At 61.7% G+C, this 25,253-nt stretch carries 20 protein-coding genes; 12 read left to right on the top strand and 8 right to left on the bottom strand.

Features of this window, described 5'->3' with window-relative positions; translation table 11 throughout:
• Positions 1 to 64: 64 nt before the first annotated feature.
• Complete coding sequence (locus tag AHA_RS10065; RefSeq protein WP_011705863.1) at positions 65 to 892, bottom strand: bifunctional transcriptional activator/DNA repair enzyme AdaA; 828 nt, start codon at positions 890 to 892, stop codon at positions 65 to 67.
• 51 nt (positions 893 to 943) lie between these two features.
• Positions 944 to 1,708 carry an SDR family oxidoreductase gene (locus AHA_RS10070; RefSeq protein WP_164927615.1) on the bottom strand — a complete coding sequence of 255 codons (765 nt, stop codon included), beginning with the start codon at positions 1,706 to 1,708 and terminating at the stop codon, positions 944 to 946.
• 314 nt (positions 1,709 to 2,022) lie between these two features.
• On the opposite strand from AHA_RS10070, the gene AHA_RS10075 reads away from it, so the two are divergent.
• Both AHA_RS10075 and AHA_RS10080 read left to right on the top strand, forming a co-directional pair.
• Entirely contained in the window at positions 2,023 to 3,372 is a 1,350-nt protein-coding gene (locus AHA_RS10075; protein ID WP_164927616.1) for a leucine-rich repeat-containing protein kinase family protein, read from the top strand.
• Positions 3,373 to 3,587: 215 nt separating this feature from the next.
• Positions 3,588 to 4,241 carry a thiopurine S-methyltransferase gene (locus tag AHA_RS10080; protein WP_011705866.1) on the top strand — a complete coding sequence of 218 codons (654 nt, stop codon included), beginning with the start codon at positions 3,588 to 3,590 and terminating at the stop codon, positions 4,239 to 4,241.
• 308 nt (positions 4,242 to 4,549) lie between these two features.
• Here the strand turns inward: AHA_RS10080 and AHA_RS10085 are convergent, their stop codons facing one another.
• Complete coding sequence (locus AHA_RS10085) at positions 4,550 to 7,324, bottom strand: insulinase family protein (RefSeq protein WP_011705867.1); 2,775 nt, start codon at positions 7,322 to 7,324, stop codon at positions 4,550 to 4,552.
• Positions 7,325 to 7,486: 162 nt separating this feature from the next.
• Between AHA_RS10085 and sixA the strand changes: the two genes are divergently transcribed.
• The 3 genes from sixA (at position 7,487) to AHA_RS10100 (ending at position 9,412) form a co-directional block, all read left to right on the top strand.
• Positions 7,487 to 7,954, top strand: coding sequence for a phosphohistidine phosphatase SixA (gene sixA, locus AHA_RS10090; protein WP_011705868.1), 468 nt, complete (start codon positions 7,487 to 7,489; stop codon positions 7,952 to 7,954).
• A gap of 133 nt (positions 7,955 to 8,087) precedes the next feature.
• A complete protein-coding gene (locus tag AHA_RS10095) occupies positions 8,088 to 8,294 on the top strand; it encodes a DUF1107 domain-containing protein (protein ID WP_016350921.1) in 207 nt (68 codons plus the stop codon).
• Positions 8,295 to 8,494: 200 nt separating this feature from the next.
• Positions 8,495 to 9,412: a DMT family transporter gene (locus AHA_RS10100; protein ID WP_011705870.1), complete on the top strand. Its 918-nt coding sequence runs from the start codon at positions 8,495 to 8,497 to the stop codon at positions 9,410 to 9,412.
• 49 nt (positions 9,413 to 9,461) lie between these two features.
• On the opposite strand, the gene AHA_RS10105 is transcribed toward AHA_RS10100, so the two are convergent.
• Positions 9,462 to 11,078 (bottom strand): peptide ABC transporter substrate-binding protein, encoded by a 1,617-nt coding sequence (locus tag AHA_RS10105; RefSeq protein ID WP_011705871.1) that lies wholly within the window; start codon positions 11,076 to 11,078, stop codon positions 9,462 to 9,464.
• A 384-nt stretch (positions 11,079 to 11,462) separates the two neighbouring features.
• Here AHA_RS10105 and fbp point away from each other — a divergent pair, with 384 nt between their 5' ends.
• Positions 11,463 to 12,497, top strand: coding sequence for a class 1 fructose-bisphosphatase (fbp, locus tag AHA_RS10110; protein WP_011705872.1), 1,035 nt, complete (start codon positions 11,463 to 11,465; stop codon positions 12,495 to 12,497).
• A 239-nt stretch (positions 12,498 to 12,736) separates the two neighbouring features.
• Here fbp and mfd read toward each other — a convergent pair whose 3' ends face one another.
• Positions 12,737 to 16,201, bottom strand: coding sequence for a transcription-repair coupling factor (mfd, locus tag AHA_RS10115; RefSeq protein WP_011705873.1), 3,465 nt, complete (start codon positions 16,199 to 16,201; stop codon positions 12,737 to 12,739).
• A gap of 9 nt (positions 16,202 to 16,210) precedes the next feature.
• Complete coding sequence (locus AHA_RS10120) at positions 16,211 to 16,786, bottom strand: hypothetical protein (protein WP_011705874.1); 576 nt, start codon at positions 16,784 to 16,786, stop codon at positions 16,211 to 16,213.
• Positions 16,787 to 16,862: 76 nt separating this feature from the next.
• Here AHA_RS10120 and AHA_RS10125 point away from each other — a divergent pair, with 76 nt between their 5' ends.
• From AHA_RS10125 to lolE, 3 genes are all read left to right on the top strand, one after another.
• The gene (locus AHA_RS10125) at positions 16,863 to 18,098 is read left to right on the top strand and encodes a lipoprotein-releasing ABC transporter permease subunit (protein ID WP_011705875.1); all 1,236 of its coding nucleotides are present in this window, start codon (positions 16,863 to 16,865) and stop codon (positions 18,096 to 18,098) included.
• 76 nt (positions 18,099 to 18,174) lie between these two features.
• Positions 18,175 to 18,873 carry a lipoprotein-releasing ABC transporter ATP-binding protein LolD gene (lolD, locus tag AHA_RS10130; protein ID WP_020480138.1) on the top strand — a complete coding sequence of 233 codons (699 nt, stop codon included), beginning with the start codon at positions 18,175 to 18,177 and terminating at the stop codon, positions 18,871 to 18,873.
• A complete protein-coding gene (lolE, locus tag AHA_RS10135) occupies positions 18,873 to 20,114 on the top strand; it encodes a lipoprotein-releasing ABC transporter permease subunit LolE (protein WP_011705877.1) in 1,242 nt (413 codons plus the stop codon). Before lolD ends, lolE begins: the two co-directional genes overlap by 1 nt.
• An 84-nt stretch (positions 20,115 to 20,198) precedes the next feature.
• Here the strand turns inward: lolE and yfbR are convergent, their stop codons facing one another.
• Positions 20,199 to 20,789, bottom strand: a complete 591-nt coding sequence (yfbR, locus tag AHA_RS10140) for a 5'-deoxynucleotidase (RefSeq protein WP_011705878.1) — start codon at positions 20,787 to 20,789, stop codon at positions 20,199 to 20,201.
• Between the two features lie 73 nt (positions 20,790 to 20,862).
• Positions 20,863 to 21,297, bottom strand: a complete 435-nt coding sequence (locus AHA_RS10145) for a YccF domain-containing protein (protein WP_011705879.1) — start codon at positions 21,295 to 21,297, stop codon at positions 20,863 to 20,865.
• Positions 21,298 to 21,725: 428 nt separating this feature from the next.
• Here AHA_RS10145 and tig point away from each other — a divergent pair, with 428 nt between their 5' ends.
• From tig to clpX, 3 genes are all read left to right on the top strand, one after another.
• The gene (gene tig, locus AHA_RS10150; protein WP_011705880.1) at positions 21,726 to 23,036 is read left to right on the top strand and encodes a trigger factor; all 1,311 of its coding nucleotides are present in this window, start codon (positions 21,726 to 21,728) and stop codon (positions 23,034 to 23,036) included.
• 86 nt (positions 23,037 to 23,122) lie between these two features.
• Complete coding sequence (gene clpP, locus AHA_RS10155) at positions 23,123 to 23,746, top strand: ATP-dependent Clp endopeptidase proteolytic subunit ClpP (protein WP_005301526.1); 624 nt, start codon at positions 23,123 to 23,125, stop codon at positions 23,744 to 23,746.
• Positions 23,747 to 23,892: 146 nt separating this feature from the next.
• Positions 23,893 to 25,167: an ATP-dependent protease ATP-binding subunit ClpX gene (gene clpX / locus AHA_RS10160; RefSeq protein ID WP_005301524.1), complete on the top strand. Its 1,275-nt coding sequence runs from the start codon at positions 23,893 to 23,895 to the stop codon at positions 25,165 to 25,167.
• Positions 25,168 to 25,253: the final 86 nt, after the last annotated feature.

The raw sequence follows: 25,253 nt of genomic DNA on the forward strand, positions 1-25,253 counted from the left end.
TTTGCTGACTCACAACCAACACTCCTGTTTCTCCCCCATCAGGGCGAGCAGAAAAAGGCCACGCTCACTCATACCTCGCCGCTTCCCAGGCGTGTATCGCCTGTTTGCGGGTCTCGCCCCAGTGATAGCCGCCGAGTTTGCCGTTTTGCTGGATGACTCTGTGGCAGGGGATCATCAAGGCGACGGGGTTGGCGCCCACCGCCAGCCCCACGGCGCGAGCTGCCTTGTGATTGCCGACGGCGCTCGCCACCTGGGCGTAGCTCACTACCTTGGCGGGCGGGATCTGCAGCAGCGCCCGCCAAACGCTGATCTGAAAGTTGGTGCCGCTCACGTGCAAGGAGATAGGACGATCCTGTGCCTTGCTGGTATCGAACATGGTGTGGATGACCCCCCGGGTGCGTGATGGCGCCTCCCTCAGTTCTGCCTCTGGCCAGCTGTGGGCAAGGGCGGCCAGCGGCGCCTGTGGATTCTGGTCATCGAGAAACGAGAAGTTGCACACCCCTCGCGGGGTCAGGGCGACAAACGCCTGGCCGAAGGGGGTGTCATGCACCCCGTGATCGATAACCAGCCCGGCGCCGCGTTGCTTGTACTCACCCGGCGTCACCGCTTCGAGCTGCACGAAGTGATCGTAGAGCCGCGAGCCGCTGCTCAGGCCCAGGGTATCGGCCACCTCCAGCAGCGGGCGTGATTCCTGCAGCAGTGCCTTGGCCCGCTCCAGAGTCAGCACCTGCAGATAGCGTTTGGGCGTCACCCCGGCCCAGCGGCTGAACAGCCGCTGGAAGTGAAAGGGGCTTAAGTGAACGTGCGCCGCTATCTCGTCCAGGGTGGGCTGGCGCGCCACCTGGCTTGCGATAAAACGGATGGCATCGGCGATGCGGGCGTAATCAGACATAAGGCGCTCTCACGATAGGTTTGCAGCCGCAGGATATGGGGTGCGACAAGGTCATGTGCGACAAATAGATACCCCACCATCGGCCAGCAGGGCAATGCCGGTGGTAAAGCTGGATGCATCGGACGCGAGATAAAGGGCCGAGCGGGCGATCTCCTCCGGTTGGGCCAGCCGTTTGAGGGCATGCATATTCTGCACAAAGGCGAGGCTCTCCGGCGTATCGGTAAAGGCCCGTCCCATGGGGGTGTCGGTACCCCCCGGCAGCAGGGCGTTGACCCGCACCCCTTGTGCCCCATACTCGGCGGCCAGCACCTGGGTCAGGCCGATGAGGCCCGCCTTGCTTGCGGCATAGGCCGCCATACCGGGCAGCCCCAAGGTATGGCCGACGAAGGTGGAGGTAAAGATAAGCGAACCGCCGCCGCGTGCCTGCATGGCGGGGATCTGGTACTTGGCCCCCACAAAGGCGCTGGTGAGGTTGGTATCCAGCGTCTCCTGCCACTGCGCCAGTTCAAGCGCCGGCACGCTGCCCGGTGTCCCCGTGATACCTGCGTTGTTGAAGGCGATATCGAGCCCGCCGAAACGGGTCAGCGCGAGATCCACCAGGGCTCGGGCATAGGTTTCGTTTTTCACATCTCCCGCCAGGCTTACCGCCTGGCCCCCCTCGTGGCGGATCTCCTCCACCAGCAGATCCAGCTCGGGCTGGCGGCGGGCGCCGACGACGATGCTGGCTCCTTCCCGGGCAAACAGGATGGCGCTGGCGCGGCCGATGCCGGAGCTGGCGCCGGTGATGATGGCGACCTTGTTGGACAGTAATGACATGGCAGTTCCCTCGCAGGTGTGTTGTGCGGGCGCACAGGGTTGGTAATGGATTCGACCCTCAATAGGCTCGACCCCACTCTGGTTCGGCTCCACTATGGCAACCGGCCCTCGCTGACACGACCCGGATCTTGCTCTCTTTGCCCCCATGCCGCCTTGCTGCGCGCAGATACCGGCCCTTGCGGCAACAAAACAGGGGATCTTCGGCCGTCATTCTCTATAATGCCCCCTCTTTTTTTGACTGCCGGTTTGACTGCTTGGCCAACCACCGGCAGCGCCGTTGGCCGCGAGCCGGTCACCCCGATAGAGACGATGTCATGCATACCCTGGAACAGCTGCGCGCAGGTAAACTCTGCGGCGCCCGCCACCTCAAACTCGCCGAAAACCTGACGGAGTTCCCGCCCGAAATCTTCAGTCTCAAAGAGACGCTGGAGGTACTGGATCTCACCGGCAACCAGTTGAGTCGGCTGCCTGACGGGCTGGCCGAGTTCAGCAAGCTGCGCATCATTTTCTGCTCCGAGAACCGCTTTACCGAGCTGCCCGAGGTGCTGGGGCGCTGTCCGGCGCTCACCATGGTGGGCTTCAAGGCCAACAAGATTGTCACGGTGCCCGCTGCGTCGCTACCGGCGGGGCTGCGCTGGTTGATCCTGACCGACAATGCGGTGGAGCAGTTGCCCGATGAGCTGGGTCAATGCGGCGCCCTGCAAAAGCTGATGCTCTCGGGCAATCGCCTGCGCGAGCTGCCGGTGACCCTTGCCAACTGCCAGCGTCTGGAGCTGGTGCGCATCGCCGCCAACCGGCTCGAGGCGCTCCCGCATTGGCTGGTGAGGCTGCCACGCCTCGCCTGGTTGGCGTATGCAGGCAACCCTTTCAGCGACAAGCAGGAGCAGCGGCTGGGCCAGTGCGCCTCGGTGGCCGACATCCCGTGGGATTCACTTAAGGTGGGCGAGCTGCTAGGGCAGGGGGCATCCGGCGTCATCCATCGCGCCGAGCTGGCAACGCCGGCGGGACCGCGGGCGGTGGCGGTCAAGTGCTTCAAGGGGGCCGTGACCAGCGATGGACTGCCCCGCTGCGAGCTGGCGGTGTCGCTGGCGGCTGGTCGTCATCCCCATCTGGTCGGGGTCGAGGGGCGGGTGGGCGATCACCCCTCCGGCATTCCGGCACTGGTGATGGCGCTGATAGACCCTGATTTTATCAACCTGGCGGGGCCGCCGAGCCTGGACTCCTGCACTCGCGATATCTATCAAGCCGATGCCCGCTTCACCCCGGCTGCGCTGCTGGCCATGGTGCAGGGAGTGGCAAGCGCCGCGCTGCATCTGCACGGACGCGGCATCCTGCACGGCGATCTCTACGCCCACAACATGCTGCACTCCTTGCAAGAGGAGGGGCGGCTGCTGCTCGGGGATTTCGGCGCCGCCTCCTGTTACGAGCGAACCGATGGTGAGCTGGCCGGCTTGCTGGAGCGACTGGAAGTGAGAGCCTTCGGCTGCCTGCTGGAAGAGCTGCTGGCCCGCTGTGCCCCCTGTGATGACAGGCTGGATGCCCTGCATGCGCTGGTGGATGACTGTCTCGCCGAGGTGGTGGCGGCGCGCCCCGACTTTGCCGAGATTGCGGCCAGGCTTGCTGCGGTGGCGCCGGTCATCTGCGCCGAGCCAGTTTTGCTCTGATCCGGCTCGCCCTGCCGTCGCTGTAATAGCAGGCGCAAAGCAGGCGAAAAAGAGCAGGAGTGGATGACAAAAAGATGTCAAAAGGGGGCCTTCGGGCCCTTTTTTGTTTTGTTCCGCTTTTTTTGGCAAAAGTTGTGGCTGCCGCCTTGTTGGTGCTTGCGTGCAGCGGGCTAAGTTGTGATATTGAGGCATCTTTACATGACAGGGGTGACTGGATGGAAGCGGCTTTTTGGCATCAGCGTTGGGAAGAGAACCGGATCGGCTTTCATCAGGCGGATTTCAATCGCTGGCTGCAATCCTGGTGGTCGGCTCAGCAGCAGGGCGAGCCCGTGCTGGTGCCCCTGTGCGGCAAGTCCCGCGACATGCTCTGGCTGAGCGGGCAGGGCCATCCGGTCGACGGGTTCGAACTCTCGTCCGTCGCCATCAACAGCTTTTTCAGCGAGAACAAGCTGAATGAAACGGTGAGTGCCGAGGGGCCCTATCAGTGCCATCAGCACGACAGCCTGCGCATCTATGAGGGGGATTTTTTCGCCGCCCCCGAACTTGGCCGCCGTTATCGGCTGGCTTACGACAGGGCAGCCCTCATCGCTCTGCCGACCGCCATGCGCCGTCAATATGCCGAGCTGATGAGCCGGCTTATCGAGGCGGGTGGCCAGATCCTACTGGTGACTCTGGAATATCAGCCGGAGCAGCAGCGCCAGCCGCCGTTCTCGGTGGGGGAGATGGAGGTGCGCACCCTGTTCGAGCGCCACTTCCAGGTCGAGGTGCTGGGGCGAGCGGCCGAGCTCGATCACCCCAGGGTGCTGTCGGGTCAGCTCTCCTACTTCGACGAGGTGGCCTACCGGCTGGTGCGCCGTCCAGAGGCTTGACCAAAAGCGTGAGCCAAGGCGATAAAATTCGCCATAAAGCTGCAGCTGGTTGACTCTTTATTACCTCCTTTGACATAGATCAACGTGACAAGGGAGGGGAGTGCCTAAGATGAGCCTGTTTCTCAATCACTGTTGTCATCGGCAGGCGCGCTCTGGTTTGGGACTGCCCGCCGACCATCAACTCAGTGTCTGATTTTCACGCTCATGTTCACTTTTGGCGGCTCTGGTCGCAATTGATTATGGTTTTTCCAGCCGACCCCACGGGGTCGGCTTTTTATTGGCTGCAAGAAGGGAAACAGGCGGCCTGATCAGGCCTCGAAGGTGGCGGCATTGAGCCTAAACGCACGCGGATCGTCGATGAACTGGCCGGTGATGCGCTCGTCGTGCTCGTGGCCCTGGCCATAGCTGCAGAGGATCAGCCGATCCGACGTTCTCGATCTCAGCTGGGTGATAAAGCGCATCAGATCGGCGCGGCTCAGGTTGCCCACCTCCTCGCACACCCTTTCGCGCTGATCAAAGCCCAGATCCTTGTTGCCGATGCTGACCCAAAGCCGCTGGCCGCGGCTGCGCAGGTTGGCATCCCGCTCGCTCAGCTGGGCCTGCAGGCCCGCCTTGCTGTCCTGCCATTGCTGAGCGGTGAGCTCGAGCATGGCCAGCGGAAACAGGTCGATGAACTCCTCCACCGCATCCAGCAGGATCTGCGGCCCGGCCACCGGCGACTGGATGTAGAAGATGAGGCCGGGATGGCGATTGAGGGGCAGGTTGCCGGCCCCCACCACGTAACCGAGCTGCTGACGGGTGCGCAGCTCGTGAAAGAAGGTGGAGGACATGATGTGGTTGGCCAGGGTGAAGCAGGCCAGATCCCGCGCCCGGGTGGTACGCGACTGGTAGTAGACCAGCAGGGCCGAGTCTTCATGCTCGCAGCCCTGTTCGCGAATGAGGGTGCCCCTGTCCTGAATGGAGATGAGCGGGCGGCGGGTCTCGGCACTGGGCTGGCTGTTGACGCCGAGGTGGCGCTCCAGCAGGGCGGCGAGCTCAAGGGCCTCGGCGGCGGTCCAGTCGCCGTGCACCAGGGTCTCTACGTGCACCTCGGCAAAGAGGCTCGCCACGAAGGCGGGCATTTCGCCCAGCTCGACGCTGCGCAGGTGGCGCAGCAGCTGCTCGAACGGCGGGTTGTTGGGCTGCAGCAGGCTGGTGAGCTGGTTGAACAGCTGGGAGATGGGGCGCGCCTTGGACTGGTTGTCCCAGTTGCGGATGAGCTGCTCTTTGATTTCGGCAAAGCGGGCCGGATCTGGGTAACCCAGGGTGCGGTTGCCGAGGATCATGTCGAGCAGCAGCGGCTGCTTGTCGGCAAAGCCGCTGAGATTGATGGTAAAGCCGCCCTGGTGGGCATAGATCTGATAGCCGAGCCCCGCCAGCTCCGCCGGGTAGGTGAGGGCGTTGAGGTGGTCGGTGAGCAGCTCTACCGCGAGGCGTGCCATGGCGATGTGGCGCGGGCTCTTGACCGCGTGCTCGCTGTCGATGGAGATGTAGAGGTTGCCCTTGGGCACGCTGAACTGATGCTCGTGCAGGTGCCAGAGCCGAAAGCCGGGCCGATCGATGAGGCAGGCGGGCATGTCGGCGGTGAGCTCGGGTGTGCGCACGTCGAGCCGGTTGCTGATGAAGGGGTTGGGCAGCGGCAGGGCCAGCGCCGGATCCGGCTCGCTCTGCTGCCAGCGGATCTTCTCCGCTTCCGTGATGATGGAGACGCTGTAGGGGGTTTGATACCAGCGGGCTAGGCGATCCGTGGCCAGCTCCGGCGCCGTGATGGTCAGGCGCAGGTTGTGGGGGGTGAGCTTGGCGAGCAGGCGGCGAATGAGCGGCTCGTCGTATGCGCGCATCATGTAGTCGCCGTAGAGCAGGTCATCGGGAGCGTAGCTGAACAGGTTCAACACCAGCCCGGAGACGGTGTCGAGCGCCCGGCCCCGCTCCTGAAAGCGGAAGGCGGATTCAAGCACGGTGCGCTTCTCGTCATAGCGCCAGGCTTCCACCCCGCCGCGCTCGATGAGCTTCAAGTAGCCGAACAGGGCCGCCACTATCTCGTTGACGTGTTCAAGCCCAAGCGGAGTCAGCCCGAAGTTGACGCCAAAATCCTTGAAGTTGGCGCCGCTGATGCCACCGCCGGCGGAAAGCTGGTTGACCCAGCCCTTCGCCTTGAGCAGGGAGAGCAGGCTGCCGTCCCCTTCGTAGCCGATGAGGTGGCTCAGGAAGGTGAGGGGCTTCTTGTCGTAATACTCGTCCACGTTGGGCAACGGGAAGGTGAGCGCGAGTTTGCGGGTCTCCTTGACCGGATTGATCTGGATGCGAATGCCCAGGTCATCGAGCCGGTAGAGGGGCATCTCGAGGGTCGGCGTTCCCAAATTGCGATTCAAAATGGGAGCGAAAAAGCGATCGCACCAGCCGAGCTGGGTCTCGATGGTGGCTGGCGAGATCATCACCAGCGCCATGCGATCCGCGCTGTAGTGGGTTTCGTAAAACCGGATGAGGTCGGAGCGCAGATCCCGGCCGGGCAGATCGGCCAGGGTATCCAGATTGCCCACCGAGAATTTGGCGAAGGGGTGAGCGGGATTGACCGTCTCCTTATGTACCTGGTAGCTGCGGCGCACGTCGTCCTGCAGCTTGAGGCGGTATTCGGAGTCGACCGCGTTGCGCTCCTTGTCCACCCACTCGGGATCGAAGGTGGGGCAGATGAAAAACTGGGAGAAGCGATCCAGCCCGGCCTCGAAGAAGCCGTTGTCGATCTCGAAGAAGAAGTTGGTGAACTCGGTGCCGGTCCAGGCGTTGTTGCTGCCGCCATGACGGCTCATAAATTGCTGGTATTCACCAGGTTTGGGATAGGTGCAGGTGCCAAGGAACAGCATATGCTCAAGGAAATGAGCCATCCCCTGCCGGTCCGCCGGATCGTCGAAGTGGCCGGTGTTGACGGCCAGGGAGGCGGCAGACTTGTCGGTGTCGGGATCGCAGATCAACAAGACCCTGAGCCGGTTTGCCAGCTCCAGATAGTGGTACTGCCGATGGTCGTTGGGACTGGCATATGGGCTCATTGGCGCGTGACTCTTGTTGGATTTATTTGAATTTAAACATGATTATCGACCCCGCTACCCGGTGAGGCAAACCCTTTTCTGAGAGGTAGCGCAATTGTTTCCCCCGGCATGGCGGGGTAAGATCCCCCCGCTATCAAAACAGGCCCGTTGGGCGAGGTTGTAATGAAAATCTACATCATGCGTCATGGCCAGGCTGGCATGAATGCGAAAACAGATGAACAGCGTCCACTGACCGAGCAGGGAATCGAAGAGTCCATCCACATGGCCCGCTGGCTGGCCCCCCAGCTTGGCGACAAGCTGGATCGGGTGATCCACAGCAACTATCTGCGCGCCAAACAAACCTGGCAGAGCATATGCAGTGAATTACCCAAGGCAGGGGCCGTCGAAGAGAGCGGTGACATCACCCCCTATGGCGATCCGGCCTTCGTGGCGAGTTACCTCACTGCGCTTGCGGCCAAGCACGACAGCATCCTGATGGTGAGCCACCTGCCGCTGGTGGGATATCTGGTGCAGAGCCTCTGTCCGGCGGCCGGTGCCCCCATGTTTGCCACCTCAGGTCTGGCCTGTATCGAGTGGCAAGATGGCAAGGGGGTCTTGCTCTGGTTGGAAGGACCACATACAATACGCTAAAAGTTAATAAAAAGTTATAGATTGGTTTTTTGGGGAAGAGAGTCGCGATTTTTCCGGATTTTTATACAGAATTTACGGAATTATTTCGCAGAAGCTGCTGTCATACGGATACAACTGCAAGAGGTTGCAAACGATGAGAGTGTTCAAGAAGTACCTGCCGCTGATGGTGGCAAAACATGTCAAAACCTTCTTCAAGGGGCGGATTTACATCCACGGCAGAGGACGCTTCGACTTCCAGTCCGGCCTGCTGATGATGCCCACGTCGGCGGACATTCCCCACCGCCAGACCGTGGTCGAGGTCAACGAGTTGATCTCGAGACTGCACATGGATGCGGCGTGATTGCTTCGTCACCTCGCTGATCCGCGTCATGCCCGCCACCGTGCGGGCATGACTGTTTTTGGGCTCCCTCCGGCCTCTTAAGCGCTGTTCGACCCCCTTTATGTCAGCCAATTCTGCCCTGACGGTACGGCACTTGCTAATCCTGTTGACCCCCCTATACTGCCGCCAGAAATACCCGCTGCTTTTTTCTGGATATAGCGATGCCACTTGCCTTCTTGTTTCCCTTCTCCTGCATGGCCATCTGGGCCGGCAACGCCATCGTCAGCAAACTGGCGGTGGGGGTGCTCTCGCCGGCGGCGCTGGCCTGGTCGCGCTGGATGGTGGCCGCCATCATCTTGACGCCGTTCCTTGCGCACCGGGCCTGGCGGGATCGCGCCAAGCTGCGCGCCGGCTTCTATCAGCTGGCGGCGCTAGCCCTGCTCGGCATGGTGCTCAACCAGACCTTCGGCTATTACGCGGCGCAGACCCTGGGAGCCACCGAGATTGGCCTGATGATGGGGCTCACCCCCTTGATGACGGTGCTGCTCAGCATCTGGTTGCTGCGCGAGCGCCCCACCTGGGGAGCGCTGCTTGGCGGCGTCATCTCCATCCTGGGGCTGGCGATCTTGCTGGGGCAGGGGGATCCCGCCCGCCTCTTTACCCAGGGCATCCACATCGGCTCCGTCTACATGCTGCTGTCGGCGGGCACCTATGCGCTCTACAGCGTGTTGCTCAAGAAGTGGGATCTGGGGCTCGACAACTGGTCCATGCTCTACGGCCAGGTGCTCTGCAGCCTGCTGTTTCTCACCCCGTTCTATCTGCTGGTGGACGGGCAATGGCCGGACGGCCGGGCGCTCTGGTTGATCCTCTATGCGGGGATCCCGACCTCGGCCCTGTCGCCCTGGCTGTGGATGCAGGGCATCGCCCTGCTCGGGGCAAGCCGCACCGCCATCTTCATGAACCTGCTGCCGGTGATGACTGCCGGTCTGGCCATCAGCTGGCTCGGTGAGAGATTGACCAGTTATCATCTGATCGGCGGCGGCATGACCCTGTTTGGGGTGCTGCTGGCCCAGTTGCTGGTGCAGCCTGTGGTGCTGCGCCGGCGCAGGGTGGCGCTGGCCGCCTGCCGGGACGAGTGAGAAAAAAGACCGCCGAAAGGCGGTCTTTTTGTCTGCGGGGTAGCGAACCTTATTGCGCGGTCAGATAGAGGTCTTTCGAGTAGACCAGATCCTGCGGGTTCTGATAGGGGTAGCCCTTGATGTTGGGTTTGAGCAGGCGGGACTTGACGTAGAAATAGACCGGGGCGATGGGCGCTTCTGCATCGATCAGGGCCTCGGCCTGCTGATAGAGCTGGTTGCGTTCGGCCGGATCCCTGGCGTCATGGGCCTTGGCCAGCAGGGCATCATACTGCTTGTTGAACCACTTGCCGCTGTTGGCACTGCTACTGGAGGTCATGATGTCGAGGAAGGTGGAGGCATCGTTGTAATCCCCGTTCCAGGCGTAGCGGCTGACCCCGAAGTCCCCTTCGTTGAGGGCCGACACCATGGTCTTCCACTCCATGTTGTTGAGCTTGGCCTGCACCCCCAGGTTGTGCTTCCACATGGAAGAGATGGCTAGCGCTATCTTCTTGTGCCCCTCGTTGGTGTTGTAGAGGATGTCCACATCCAGCGGCTTGCCTGGGCCATAACCCGCTTCGGCGAGCAGCGCCTTGGCCTGCTTGATCCGCTCCTCCTTGCTCATCTGCTCGCTGGCCGGTCGCTTGAGCTCGAAGCCGTCCACTATGGGCGGCGTCAGGCTGAAGGCGGAGATCTGGCCTTGCCCTAGGATCTTCTCGGTGATGGTGTCCCGGTCGATGGCCAGGGAGAGCGCCTTGCGCACCTTGGGGTTGTCGAACGGTTTGCGCTGGGTGTTGAACACGTAGTAGTAGGTGGCCAGGGTCGGCACGCTCACCAGCTCCTGCGGACTCTGCTGCTTGAGCTGCTTGTACTGCTCGAGCGGATAGCTGGTGTAGTGCAGCTCGCCGGCGCGATAGCGGTTGTAGGCGGCGGTGTCGGAGACGATCTCCAGATAGAATACCTTGTTCAGCACCGTATGCTGGTTGTCCCAGTAATGGGGGTTGCGCTCGGAGATGAGACGCTCGTTGGGGGTCCACTCCTTGAGCACGAAGGCCCCGTTGGAGACGATGTTGCCCGGCTTGACCCACTCATGACCGAACTTCTCGATGGTTGCCCTGGGCGCCGGGAAGGTGGTGTAGTGGGAGAGGGTCTTCAGGAAGAAGGGCACCGGGTTTTTCAAGGTGATCTGCAGGGTATGGGCATCGAGCGCCTTGATGCCCAGCGTATCCGGGCTCTGCTTGCCCTGAATGACCTCGGCGGCATTGGTGACGCCGGTCAGCTCGATGAACCAGGCGTAGTTGGAGGCATTCTTGGGATCCGCCGCCCGCTGCCAGCCATAGACGTAATCGGCTGCCGTCACAGGCTCGCCGTTGGACCATTTGGCATCGGGTCTGAGCTTGAAGGTGTAGACGGTGCCCGTGGGGTCGAGCTCGTAGCCAAGGGCGCCGGCAAGCTGCAACTTGCCGTCCCCGTCCAGGGTGTAGAGTCCCTCGAACAGGTCGTTGACGATTTCGCTGCCCGCGCTCTCTTCCACCATCTGGGGGTCGATGGAGGCGGGTTCGGTACCTATGTTGCGGATGAAGGTTTGCTGTTCTGCCGGCAGCAACTTGGTACCGGCCGGTACCTGGGCTGCCAGGGCGGGGAGTGCGAACAGGGCGGCAACCGTGCCGGCAATGAGTGTCCTTTTCATTGAATATCCTTATGTTTTTTTGCTTCCAAAGCCGGGCCAGTGTGCGGGATTGATGGCGAGATCTCAAGAGGCAGACAGGTCCCCCATGGCATGTGTCCCAGATAGGGGGCATGGCGGGGATTTTGCCATCCTCATGGCGACATCTTCGTGAGTTTCTGCCACGAATTAACATCGAAAAAGTTACCGATTGAAACCAGTTTGAGGGCGATTTCGGGCGAAAAAGGTGGGGGAGATGTGCGTTTATTCAGCGGCTTAATTCGCTGCAAAAACAAAAAACAGGCGTTACATTAGGTTACAAAACAAGGCTGCCGAGGATCGGCACTTTTTTTGTCTATGCGTGCAAACGTTTTCAAAGCCAACGGAAACGATCTTAAAGGAACAATAATGCGAAACATGATCACCATGGGCGAGTTCATCGTCAAAAAGCAGGCGGATTATCCCACCGCGACCGGCGAGCTGACCTCGCTGCTCAGCTCCATCCGCCTGGCCGCCAAGGTGGTGAACCGGGAGATCAACAAGGCGGGGCTGGCGGACATCATCGGCTCCATGGGCGCTGAAAACGTGCAGGGCGAGGTGCAGCAGAAGCTGGACGTCTACGCCAACGAGCGCTTCAAGGCGGCGCTGGAAGCCCGTGGCGAAGTGTGTGGCATGGCCTCCGAAGAGGAGGAGGATTTCGTCTCCTTCGATTCCGAGCTCTCCCGTCACTCCAAGTACGTGGTATTGATCGACCCCCTCGATGGCTCCTCCAACATCGACGTCAACGTCTCCGTCGGCACCATCTTCTCCATCTACCGCCGGGTCAGCAAGCCGGGCGCCGGCGTCACCCTGGAAGACTTCCTGCAGCCGGGTAACCGCCAGGTCGCCGCCGGTTACGTGGTCTACGGCTCCTCGACCATGCTGGTCTACACCACCGGCTTTGGCGTCAACGGCTTTACTTACGACCCCTCCATCGGCTGCTTCTGCCTCTCCCACGAGAACATCCGCATCCCGGAGGAGGGCAAGATCTACTCCATCAACGAGGGCAACTACATCAAGTTCCCGGACGGGGTGAAGAAGTACCTCAAATATTGTCAGGAGCGGGACGAGGCGACCCACAGACCCTATACCTCCCGTTACATCGGCTCCCTGGTCTCCGATTTTCACCGCAACCTGCTCAAGGGCGGCATCTACATCTATCCGTCCGGCACCAACTCGCCGAACGGCAAGCTGCGCCTGCTCTATGAGTGCAACCCCATGGCGTTCCTGGTGGAGCAGGCCGGTGGCAAGGCGTCAGACGGCTTTGGCCGCATCATGGACATCCAACCCACCGCGTTGCACCAGCGTACCCCCTATTTCGTGGGTTCCACCAAGATGGTGGATCGGGCCGAGGCCTTCATGCGCGAGTTCTCTTCCCATGAGGATCCGGCTAATCAGGGTTGATCGTCAGAGGTGTAGGTTGGTGCTGAGCGCAGCGAAGCCCAACGTTTACCGGTGCGATGCCCTCTCCCTCTGGGAGAGGGCAGGGTGAGGGGAATGGTTTTCACTGCCCCCCTCATCCCCGACCCTTCTCCCACAAGGGGAGAAGGGAGACGCTCGTCACCAGCCAACATAGACAAAACGGGAGCCATCAAGGCTCCCGTTTTGTTTGGGCGAGCGGCAGGCCGCTCCATCACCGCCCCCTAGGGGCTGGCGTGACTGGCGAGATCCGCAAGCAAGCCGTCCACCAGCTTGAGGCGCATGGCCCTGTCCTGGGTCGGCACCTGGAAGCGCAGCCGGGTCGGTCCGTCCATCTTGTAGATGCGCGGCTGCTCTGAGAGCAGCTTGACCAGATAGGCTGGGTTGACTTTGGTCTCCTGGGTAAAGTCCAGATAGCCGCCGCGCTCGCTCATCTCCACCCGGCGAATGCCCAGCGCCGTGGCGCGCTGGCGGAAGGCCGCCAGCTCCAGCAGGGTTTTGGTCGGCTCCGGCAACAGGCCGAAGCGGTCGATCAGCTCCACCTTCAGTTCGCGCAGCTCCTGCTCGTCCGCCGCACTCGCAATCCGCTTGTACATGGAGAGGCGCATGTTGACGTCCGGGATGTAGTCGTCCGGCAACAGCGCCGGCAGGCGCAGCTCCACCTCGGTGTGCTGGCTCATGAGTTGTTCGAGCGACGGCTCCTTGCCCGATTTCAGCGCCTCGACCGCCTGCTCCAGCATCTCCATGTAGAGGGTGAAGCCGACCGATTCAATCTGGCCGCTCTGATCGTCACCGAGCAGTTCGCCGGCGCCGCGGATCTCCAGATCGTGGGTGGCCAGCGCAAAGCCGGCACCGAGATCTTCAAGGGACGCAATGGCCTCCAGCCGCTTGGCCGCATCCTTGGTCATCAGCTTGGGATGGGGGGTAAGCAGGTAGGCATAGGCCTGGTGGTGGGAGCGGCCGACCCGGCCCCGCAGCTGGTGCAACTGGGCCAGACCGAGGTGATCCGCCCGATCCATGATGATGGTGTTGGCGCTCGGCACGTCGATGCCGGTCTCGATGATGGTGGTGCAGACCAGCAGGTTGAAGCGCTGGTGGTAGAAGTCCGACATCACCCGCTCGAGCTCGCGCTCGCGCATCTGGCCGTGGGCGATGCCGATGCGCGCCTCCGGCACCAGCTCGGCAAGATCCGCCGCGCACTTCTCGATGCTCTCCACGTCGTTGTGCAGGTAGTAGACCTGGCCGCCGCGCTTCAATTCCCGCAGCACCGCCTCGCGGGTGACCGCCGGCTCCTGCTGGCGCACGAAGGTCTTGATGGCCAGCCGCTTGGCGGGCGGGGTGGCGATGATGGAGAGATCCCGCATGCCCGACATCGCCATGTTGAGGGTACGCGGAATGGGGGTGGCGGTGAGGGTGAGGATGTCCACGTCGGCCCGCAGCGCCTTGATCTTCTCCTTCTGGCGCACCCCGAAGCGATGCTCCTCGTCGACGATGAGCAGCCCCAGATCCTTGAAGGTGAGTTCGGCGCCGAGCAGCTTGTGGGTGCCGATGATGATGTCGACCTTGCCCTCGGCCAGCTCTTTCATCACGGCGGTCTGCTCCTTGGCGGAGCGGAAGCGGCTCAACACCTCGACCCGCACCGGCCAGTTGGCGAAGCGGTCGCGGAAGTTGTCGTAGTGCTGCTGGGCGAGCAGGGTGGTGGGCACCAGCACGGCCACCTGCTTGCCGCCGTGCACTGCCACAAACGCCGCCCGCATCGCCACCTCGGTCTTGCCGAAGCCCACGTCGCCGCACACCAGCCGATCCATGCTCTTGGCCTGGCACATGTCGCCGAGCACCGCATTGATGGCGTTGAGCTGATCATCGGTCTCCTCGAACGGGAAGCCGGCGGCAAACTGGCGATAGGCCTCGCGGTCGTGTTTGAAGGCAAAGCCGTGACGGGCCGCCCGCATGGCATAGACATCCAGCAGCTCGGCTGCCACGTCGCGCACCTTTTCGGCCGCCTTGCGCCGGGCCTTGACCCAGGCCTCGCCGCCGAGCTTGTGGCTGGGCGGGTTGTCCGAGCCGGTATAACGGCTGATCAGGTGCAAACTGGTGACCGGCACGAACAGCTTGTCGCCGCCGGCATATTCCAGGGTCAGAAACTCGGTTGGCAGGCCGCCGGCATCGATGGTTTCCAGCCCCAGATAGCGGCCGACCCCGTGATCCAGGTGCACCACCGGCTGACCCTGGGTCAGCTCGCCGAGGTTGCGGATCACCGCATCGGAGCTCAGGTTCTTGCTCTTCTCCCGTTGCCGTTTGCTGCGGATCTTGCCGCCCAGCAGTTCGGTTTCGGTGATGAGCGCCAGCTCCTCTTGCCCCGGTTCTCGCAGCAAGAAGCCGCGCTCGAGCGGTGCCACCAGCAGGCCGTGACGGGCCTTGCTGGTAATGAAGGCGTCGAGTGACGCGAACTCCTTGGGCTGCAGCGCGATGCGGGCCAGCAGATCGCCCAGCACCTCGCGCCGCCCCTCGGACTCCACCGCAAACAGGGTGCGCCCGGCAAAACCTTGCAGGAACTGGTTGAGGGCCAGCAGCGGCTGCTCCTTGCTGTGATCGAGCTGCAGCTCGGGCAGCGCCGAGATGGGCAGATCGTGCTGGCCCGCATCACCGGCGGTGGGGGCCTCCTGCAGCCGCACGGCCGCGTACTGGCCGAGCGCCGCAAACAGCTGCTCCACCGGCAGATAGATCTGCTGGGGTGGCAGCAGGGGACGGGTATTGTCCCAGCGCCTGTCCTCGTAACGTTGAGCGATGTCGTTCCAGAAGCGCTGGGCGGCGGGGTAGATCTCCCCCACGGTCAGCAGCAGGGTGTTGTCCGGCAGGTGGTCAAACAGGCTGGCGGTCTGCTGGAAGAAGAGCGGCAGATAGTACTCGATGCCGGCCGGCCAGCGCCCCTTGCTCACCTCCTGATAGACGGAGCCCTCGGCGCGGGAGATCTCGAACTGTTCGCGATACTGGCCACGAAACAGCTCGATGGCCCCCTCGTCGGTGGGAAACTCCCGGGCTGGCAACAGGCTGACGCTCTTGACCGGCTCGCTGGAGCGCTGGGTCTCGGGGTCGAACGGGCGGATGGAGTCCACCTCGTCGTCGAAGAAGTCGATGCGATAGGGGCTGCTGCTGCCCATGGGGAAGAGATCGAGCAGGGAGCCGCGGGCGGCAAATTCGCCGTGTTCCAGCACCTGCTCCACCGCCACATAGCCCGCCTCGGCGAGGCGCGCGCGCAGCTGCTGCAGATTGAGGCGCTGGCCGCTTTTCACCATCAGGCTGTATTTGTCGAGATAGACCCGGGGCGCCGTGCGCAGCATCAGGGTGGAGATGGGCACGATCAGCACGCCGCTGCTCATCTGCGGCAGCTTGTAGAGGGTCTCGAGCCGCTGGGAGATGATGTCCTGATGGGGGGAGAAGGTGTCGTAGGGCAGGGTCTCCCAGTCCGGGAACAGCAGCACCGGGCAGCCGGTGTCGGCCAACAGGTATTGCAGTTCCTGTTCGAGGCGCAGGGCGCTCGGGGTATCAGCGGTCACCAGCAGGACGGGGCGATGAGCCTCCTGGGTGAGGCGGGCGGCCATCAGTGAGAGGCTGCTGCCTGTCAGCTGGCCGAGCGTTAACTTTTGGCCCGCCTTGGCGGGCAAGGCGGGAAGCTTCATTGGCATCATTCGATTCTTTTAACGTTGACGGTCTTGCGCACGAAGTTTGAGTTGTTTGGACTGGATATGCAGGCTGGCACGTACCAGCAGTTCACGGTCATCCTCGCGGATCCGCACATAGTCGAGCATCACGTGGGTGCCGTGCTCGCTCGGCTCCAGCTGCTTGACCTGGCCGTAGCAGTAGATGGCGGAGGCCTCTTCGCGCAGGAAGATCTTGAGCCGCACTATCTGGTGCAGGTGCGGCACCTCGCCGTGGCCCTGGCGCGGATGCAGATAGGTCAGCTGACCGGCGCCAAAGCGCAGGGTGTGGAAGCGATGTTCCGGATGATCCTGCACCGACAGCACATAGCCCATGATCATGTCGATCTTGCGCGACTGCTGGTTGATGATCTCCACCAGATCGTGCATCGAGTCGTTCTGATTGCGGATCAGACGGCTGGTCACCATGTCGATGGAGGTAATGGCGGAGGCGATGCGAAACGGTTCGGGCAGCTCGGCCTCCAGTGCTTCCAGCGAGGGCAGATGAAAGTCACCGGGCATGGGGATCACATTGACCGGTGTGGCATGGGTGACACTGAAGAACTGTTCCTGCATGGAGGCTATCCCTTGTTGTCATAGACGGTTTCCCTTTATTATCCGGTATCTTATTTTGTTGGCAATGTAGATATCCTTGAAGACTGGACTTTTTCAGCCACTGTCGCTGGCCATCGGCCTGCGTTATGCAGGCTCGCGACGCAGCAATCGCTTCGTTTCATTTATCTCCCTGTTTTCCACTTTTGGCATCGCCATCGGGGTCGCCGCCCTGATGGTGGTCATCTCGGTGATGAACGGTTTTGAAGGGCAGCTCAAGGGACGCATCCTCGGGGTGATCCCCCATGTAGTGGTGACCAGCCCGGCGGGGCGCATCGATGCCGCGCCGCAGGGCCTGCCCGACCTGGCCAGGTTGCCGCACGTGATTGCCCATGCCCCCATGCTCGACAGCGAAGGCATGTTGCAAAGCCCCGGCCAGCTCACCGGCGTCAGCGTGCAGGGCATCGATCCCGCCCAGTGGCCCAAGGACGACATCCTGCACGCCCAGATGCAGATGGGGCGTCTGGACAGCCTGCAGGCGGGCGAATACCACATAGTGCTGGGGCAGGGGGTGGCCAATCGTCTCAAGGTCTCCATGGGCGACCAGGTCCGTCTGATCCTGACCGAAGGCACCCGCTTCACCCCGTTTGGCCGGGTACCGGCCCAGCGTCTCTTTACCGTCTCCGGCATCTTCGGGGTCGGTGCCGACGTGGACAGCCAGGTCGCCCTGATTGCGCTGGGGGATGCCCAGCGCATGCTGCGCCTGCCTGCGGATCAGGTGGGTGGCATCCGCCTCTGGCTGGATGACCCCTTCGCCGCTGATCAGGTGGTGAAGACGGCGCTGCCGGACGGCCTGGAGTGGCAGGACTGGCGCCGCGAGCGCGGCGAGCTGTTCCAGGCGGTGGCCATGGAAAAACGGATGATGGGGCTGATGCTGGTGCTGATCATCGCGGTTGCCACCTTCAACATCCTCTCCGCCCTGGTGATGGTAGTGACCGACAAGGAAGGGGAGGTGGCCATCCTGCGCACCATGGGCATGAGCGAGGCGGGCATCGTCAAGATCTTCATGGTGCTGGGTGCCTCCAGCGGGGTCATCGGCGCCCTGTTCGGCGGTCTGGCGGGACTGGCGCTCTCCATGGGGCTCAACCCCTTGCTCGATGCGGTGGGGCTCAACCTCTACATGACGGCCGGCGGTTCGGGCCTGCCGGTCATCGTCGAACCCGCCCAGGTCGTGACCATTTTGCTGGGCGCCGTGCTGCTCAGCTTCAGCGCCACCCTCTACCCGGCGGCCCGTGCTGCCCGGGTCAAACCGGCCGAGGCGCTGCGTTATGAATAATTCATCTTCTGTTGTTACTGGTGCCGGTGTTGCTGCCGGCGCCGGCGTTGTTACAGGTGCAAGTGGAGCCTCCTTTATGAATCAATCCGTCTCCTGCGAGCCGCTGCTGCGCTGTCAGGCCCTCAACCATGTCTATAAAGAGGGCGATCTGGAGACCCAGGTACTCAAGGGCATCGATCTTAGCGTGGCGCCCGGCGAGATGCTGGCGGTGGTGGGCAGCTCGGGCTCGGGCAAGACCACCCTGCTGCACCTGATGGGGGCGCTCGACAACCCCTCCAGCGGCGCCGTGCTGTTCAAGGGGCAGGACATCCATCGCTGGGACAGCCGTACCCAGGCAAAGTTTCGCAACCAGGAGCTGGGCTTCGTTTACCAGTTCCACCACCTGCTCTCCGAGTTCACCGCGCTGGAAAATGCTGCCATGCCGCTGCTGATCGCCGGTGAGTCGGTGAAGAGCGCGACCGACAAGGCGAGCCGGATGCTGGGGCGGGTAGGGCTCTCCCACCGTCTCAACCACAGACCGTCCGAACTCTCCGGTGGCGAGCGCCAGCGGGTGGCCATCGCCCGTGCCCTGGTCAACGAACCCAGCCTGGTGCTGGCGGACGAGCCCACCGGCAACCTGGATCACGCCAGCGCCACCGCCGTCTATGAGCTGCTCTGCGAGCTCAACCGTGAGCTCGGCACCGCGTTCGTGGTGGTGACCCACGATCTCAGCCTGGCAGCCAAGCTCCATCGCCGGGTGACCCTGGTGAGCGGCGTGATGGCGGAGGTCGCCTGATGTTCAAACCGCTGCCCTTGTTTCTGGGCCTGCGTTACAGCCGCTCCCGCCGTCGCAACGGCTTCATCGCCTTTATCTCCGCCTCCTCCCTCATCGGTATCGCCCTCGGGGTGATGGCGCTGATCCTGGGGCTCTCCGCCATGAACGGCTTTGAGCGGGAACTCAAGAACCGGGTGCTCTCCGTGGTGCCCCACGGCGAGCTGATGGGGATGGAGGCACCACTCCCCAACTGGCCCAAGCTGCGGGACTACCTGCTGGCCCAGCCCGGGGTGGAGGCTGCCGCCCCGGTGATCCGGCTCGACGGCCTGCTGGAGCACGGCAGTGCCCTCAAGGGACTGCAGGTGCGCGCCGTGCTGCCGGAGCTCGAAGCCAATCTGTCCGATGCGGGCAACTACATGACGGGCCGCGGTCTGCGCGAGCTGGAAGCCGGCGAGCACGGCCTCATCCTCGGCAAGACCATCGCCGACAAGCTGGGGGTCAAGATAGGGGACACTGTCACCCTGCTGCTGCCCCAGGGCGGTGACGCCGCCGGCATCAAGAACCCGAAGCGCGAGTCTCTCACCGTGGTGGGGCTGCTCGAGATCGGTGGCCAGCTCGATGGGGTGCTCGGCTTCATGCATCTGGCGGATGCCCAGGTCATCACCGGCATGGGCAGCGCGGTGGAGGGCTTCAGCCTCAAGGTGAACGACGTGCTCAAGGCGCAGTCCATCACTGTGGCGGCCGCCCAGAAGTTCCCGCACTACGTCTACATCAGCAGCTGGATGAGCCGCCAGGGTTATCTCTATCAGGACATCCAGATGGTGCGCACCGTGATGTACGTGGTGATGCTGATGGTGGTGGCGGTGGCCTGTTTCAACATCGTCTCCACCCTGGTGATGGCAGTGAACGAGAAGCGCAGCGAAATCGCCATCTTGAAGACCATGGGGGCGAGCCCGGGCCAGATCCGGCTCACCTTCGTCATTCAGGGGATGGTGAACGGGGTGGCGGGTGCCTTGCTCGGCGCCCTGCTGGGCGGCCTGCTCTCCAGCAAGCTGACCCAGATCCTGGGGGTCATCGAGAGGCTCATTGGCCATCGCTTCCTCAACCCGGACATCTACTTCATCGACTTCCTGCCGACCGAGCTGCACATGCAGGACTTGCTCATCGTGACCGGCGCCGCCATCCTGATGAGTCTGCTGGCTACCCTCTACCCCGCCTGGCGGGCGAGCGGGCTGGTGCCGTCGCGCGAGTTGGGGCACTGATAGGCGGCATCTTGTTTGCTGATAAAAACGAAGGGCCCGCCGGTGCAAACCGGCGGGCCCTTCCGTTTGGGGTATCTGGCTGGTTTAGTGGGCGTTGAGTTCATCCAGCGGCAGCGAGAAGCTCGCCACGAAGATGTCGATGAAGTAGCGCATCTCGTCGCTCATCCGGGCCGCCAGCATCTGCTCGAGGCGCTTGCGCGCCGGCTCGAACTCCCGGTTGCCGGCATTGATCTCTTCCAGGCACTTGGTATAGGCGCAGAGGGTGTCGGCATCCTTCACCAGCCTGGCCAGCTCGCCATCCTGGGCTGCCGAATCGAGCAGCGGGCGAAAGTCCTCGACCAGCTCCGGCGGCAACATGCCGAGCAGGCGCTGCTCGGCGGCCAGCTCAATCTTCTTGTATTCGCGGGCAATCTCGGGATTGAAGTACTTGACCGGAGTGGGCAGATCGCCGGTCAGCACCTCGCTGCTGTCGTGATAGAGCGCCATGACGGCGGCGCGATCGGCATCCACGCTGCCACCAAACAGCCGATTTTTGATGAGGCCGAGGGCGTGGGCCACCATAGCTACCTGCAAACTGTGCTCGGCGATGTTCTCGGGCTGGATGTTGCGCATCAGCGGCCAGCGGTAGATGAGCTTCATGCGGGCGAGATTGGCGAAGAAGTGGCTGGGCAGCATGGATGACCTCGAAGATGGCAATGAAAAAGGGCAGACCCTAGTCTGCCCTTTTTTGCGGCTGGCGGCATCGCCTTCAGCGAATATAACGGCCGGATTCAGCCTCCTGATTGGTGACGATCATCTGGCCGATGGGGGCCAGGCTGATGAGCGCCAGCTTGAGGTGCTGGATGCCGAACGGGATGCCGACGATGGTGACGAAGCAGGCCAGCGCCGAGGCGATGTGGCCGATGGCCAGCCAGATCCCGATCAGCACGAACCAGATGATGTTGCCAATCAGCCCCATGGTGCCGGTACCCATGTCGCTCAGACCGGTCATGGTCTTGCGGTTGACCGCCTGCTTGCCAAACGGGAAGAAGGTAAAGGTGCCGATGACGAAGCAGGCACGTCCCCAGGGGATCCCGATGAGGGAGATAAAACAGATCAGCCCGGCCAGCCACCAGGCCAGCCCCATGAAGACGCCTCCCAGTACGAACCAGAGCAGATTGAACAAGAAGCGGAAAAAGGCCATGTCGGTGACTCCAGACTTATCAAGATGGCTGCCACCATAACGAGCGATGGTCATGGACGCAATGGTTGAAGGGGCGGGGTGGACAATTTGGGTCGCAGGGGGTGAAAAGAGACCGCGATGGAGAGATATGAGGTGAAAAAGTAGGCTCTTGCACGAAAAAAGGTGAGCAAGTGCAAATTCTTGCGGCTTGTGTGCTTGAAGTCGGCTCCGCTATTCCCCATATAAGGGGCAGTTTGGCGGGAATTGTGCCATCCCCTGCCCGGTTGGGGGACGTGTGGCTCGACTCGATCAAAGTGCGCCGCTATAATGTCGCGTCATATTTTCTCATCACAAAGACAGTCGTTGTCTTTATAAACAGGAAGACTCCGGGCTTTGCCCAGAGGCAATAAAGGGTCAGCACGCAGTGCTGAGTTGAACGAGGTAGAAGAATGCAAGTTTCTGTAGAGACAACCCAGGGTCTGGAACGCCGTCTTACCATCACCGTACCGGCCGCTACCGTTGACGCCGCCGTGCGCAAAGAATTGAACGGCCTGGCCAAAACCCGTCGCATCGACGGTTTCCGTCCTGGCAAGGCTCCGGTTGCCATCATCAAGAAGATGTTCGGCGCCATGGCTCATGCTCGCGTTGCTGACGAAATGATGCAGAGCAACTTCATCAAGGCCATCATCGAAAACAAACTGAGCCCGGCCGGTGCCCCGACCATGGATCCGAAAGAGATCCAGGAAGGTCAGGACTTCGAATTCACCGCGACCTTCGAAGTGTACCCCGAGTTTGAAGTGGCTGGCCTCGAGACTATCAAGGTCGAGAAGCCGGTTGCTACCGTGAAGGATGAAGATCTGGGCAACATGATCGACACCCTGCGCAAGCAGCACGCTACCTGGAGTGAAGTGGACGCCGCCGCTGCCGATGGCATGCGTGTGACCATGGACTTCGTCGGTTCCATCGACGGTGAAGAGTTCGACGGCGGCAAGGCCGAAGGCTTCAACCTGGTACTGGGTGCCGGTCGCATGATCCCGGGCTTCGAAGACGCCATCATGGGCAAGAAAGCAGGCGACGAGTTCACCATCGACGTGACCTTCCCGGCTGATTACCACGCTGAAAACCTGAAAGGCAAAGCTGCCAAGTTCGCTTCCAAGCTGAACAAGGTTGAAGAGCAGATCCTGCCTGAGCTGACCGAAGAGTTCGTCAAGCGTTTCGGCATCGAGAGCGGCAACGTTGAAGAGCTGAAAGCCGAAGTGCGCAAGAACATGGAGCGCGAACTGGCTCAAGCCCTGAAAAACAGCGTGAAAGAGCAGGTTCTGAACGGTTTGGTTGAAGCCAACCAGATCGATCTGCCGAAGGCTGCCGTTGCTCAGGAAATCGATGCCCTGCGTCAGCAGGCGCTGCAGCGTTTCGGCGGCTTCCAGGGCGGCAACGCTCCTGAACTGCCGGCCGAGCTGTTCCAGGGCCAGGCCGAGCGTCGCGTACGCGTAGGTCTGCTGCTGGGCGACGTGATCCGTACCAATGAGATCAAGGCTGATGAAGCGCGCGTCAACAGCATCATCGAATCCATGGCCACTGCCTACGAAGATCCGAAGGAAGTGATCGAGTACTACCAGAAGAACGAACAGATGCTGAATGGCGTTCGCAACCTGGCAGTTGAAGATCAAGCCATCGATCTGATCCTGTCCAAGGCCCAGGTGACCGAGAAGGAAGTTGCATTTGACGAAGTGATCAACAAGTCCGGTGCCGCTGCCTAAGAACATTTGACTTAAGGTCAAGACTGTTAAGTATAATGGCTCGTGTGATCTCCACTCGGGCCATTTTATTTTAGGGACAATGCCTTATGTACAAGAACTATAACGATGTGACTGAATCCCCACGCAATGCGCTCATCCCGATGGTGGTAGAGCAAACCGCGAAAGGGGAGCGTTCCTACGACATCTATTCTCGTCTGCTGAAGGAGCGGGTGATCTTCCTGACCGGTCAGGTTGAAGATCACATGGCGAATCTGGTGGTGGCTCAGCTGCTGTTCCTGGAATCTGAAAATCCGGATCAGGACATCAGCATCTACATCAACTCTCCGGGTGGGGCCGTCACGGCCGGTATGTCCATTTATGACACCATGCAGTTCATCAAGCCGGACGTCAGCACGGTGTGCATGGGGCAGGCCTGCTCCATGGGTGCCTTCCTGCTGGCCGGTGGTGCCAAGGGCAAGCGTTTCTGCCTGCCCAATGCCCGCGTGATGATCCACCAGCCGCTGGGCGGTTTCCAGGGCCAGGCATCTGATATCCAGATCCATGCCCAGGAGATCCTGAAGATCAAGAATACCCTGAACGAGCGTCTGGCCTTCCATACCGGTCAGGACATGGCCACCATCGAGCGTGACACCGACCGTGACAACTTCATGTCGGCCGAGCAGGCCGTGGCCTATGGTCTGGTTGACGGTGTCCTGAGCCGCCGCGGCTGAGCCACGAGCTAGCCCGTACCATCGTCGAGGGCATCATCTGGTTTGATGATGCCCTCAATCGGCAGATCAGGCATGGGCAGGGTGTTCCGGACTGTTGTAAACTCAACAGGACAATCCATCCTCTATTGATAAAACGAGGTTGCTGAATGACAGAAAAACGCAAGGGTGAGGGTGATAAGCTGCTCTACTGCTCTTTTTGCGGCAAAAGCCAGCATGAAGTGCGCAAGCTGATCGCTGGCCCTTCCGTCTACATATGTGATGAGTGTGTCGAGCTGTGTAACGACATCATCCGCGAAGAGATCCGCGAGATCTCGCCCAAGCGTGATGGTAGCGAGCTGCCAACCCCTCATGAAATCCGCGCTCATCTGGATGACTATGTGATCGGGCAGGAGTACGCCAAGAAGGTGCTGGCGGTAGCCGTCTACAACCACTACAAGCGGCTGCGCAGCGGCAGCGAGTCCGGTGGCGTAGAGCTGGGCAAATCCAACATCCTGCTGATCGGTCCGACCGGCAGCGGCAAGACCCTGCTGGCTGAAACCCTGGCTCGTCTGCTGGACGTTCCCTTCACCATGGCCGACGCCACCACCCTGACCGAAGCCGGTTATGTGGGCGAGGACGTGGAGAACATCATCCAGAAGCTGCTGCAAAAGTGCGACTACGACGTAGAGAAGGCCCAGCGTGGCATCGTCTACATCGACGAGATCGACAAGATCTCCCGCAAGTCGGACAACCCCTCCATCACCCGCGACGTGTCCGGGGAAGGGGTGCAGCAGGCCCTGCTCAAGCTGATCGAAGGGACCATCGCTTCCGTGCCGCCGCAAGGTGGTCGCAAGCACCCGCAACAGGAGTTCTTGCAGGTTGATACCTCCAAGATCCTGTTCATCTGCGGTGGCGCCTTTGCCGGTCTGGACAAGGTGATCGAGCAGCGCTCCGTCAAGGGCACCGGCATCGGCTTTGGTGCCGAGGTCAAGTCCAAGAGCGCCAAGGCGACCTTGAGCGAGAGCTTTGCCAAGGTGGAGCCGGAAGATCTGATCAAATACGGTCTGATCCCCGAGTTCATCGGCCGCCTGCCGGTGGTAGCGACCCTGACCGAGCTGGACGAGGCTGCCCTGATCCAGATCCTGAAAGAACCGAAGAACGCGCTGACCAAGCAGTATGCCGCGCTGTTCGATCTGGAAGGGGTGGAGCTGGAGTTCCGTGACGACGCGTTGAACGCCATTGCCCGCAAGGCGATGGAGCGTAAAACCGGCGCCCGTGGCCTGCGTTCCATCGTGGAAGCCGTGTTGCTCGATACCATGTATGACCTGCCGTCGCTGGACGGTGTCAGCAAGGTGGTGATCGACGAAACCGTGATCAAGGGGGACTCCGCGCCCTTGATGATCTACGAAAATCCCGAGACCCAGGCCGCCGCATCAGAGTAAATGTCTGATTTTTAATCAAATGAAAGGGGCTTTTTGCCCCTTTCATGCTTTTTGCGGTTTCGGCGATTGAATCTCATCTAAGCGCC

Origin of the sequence: Aeromonas hydrophila subsp. hydrophila ATCC 7966 (assembly GCF_000014805.1) — a bacterium.
GTDB classification, from domain to species: domain Bacteria; phylum Pseudomonadota; class Gammaproteobacteria; order Enterobacterales; family Aeromonadaceae; genus Aeromonas; species Aeromonas hydrophila.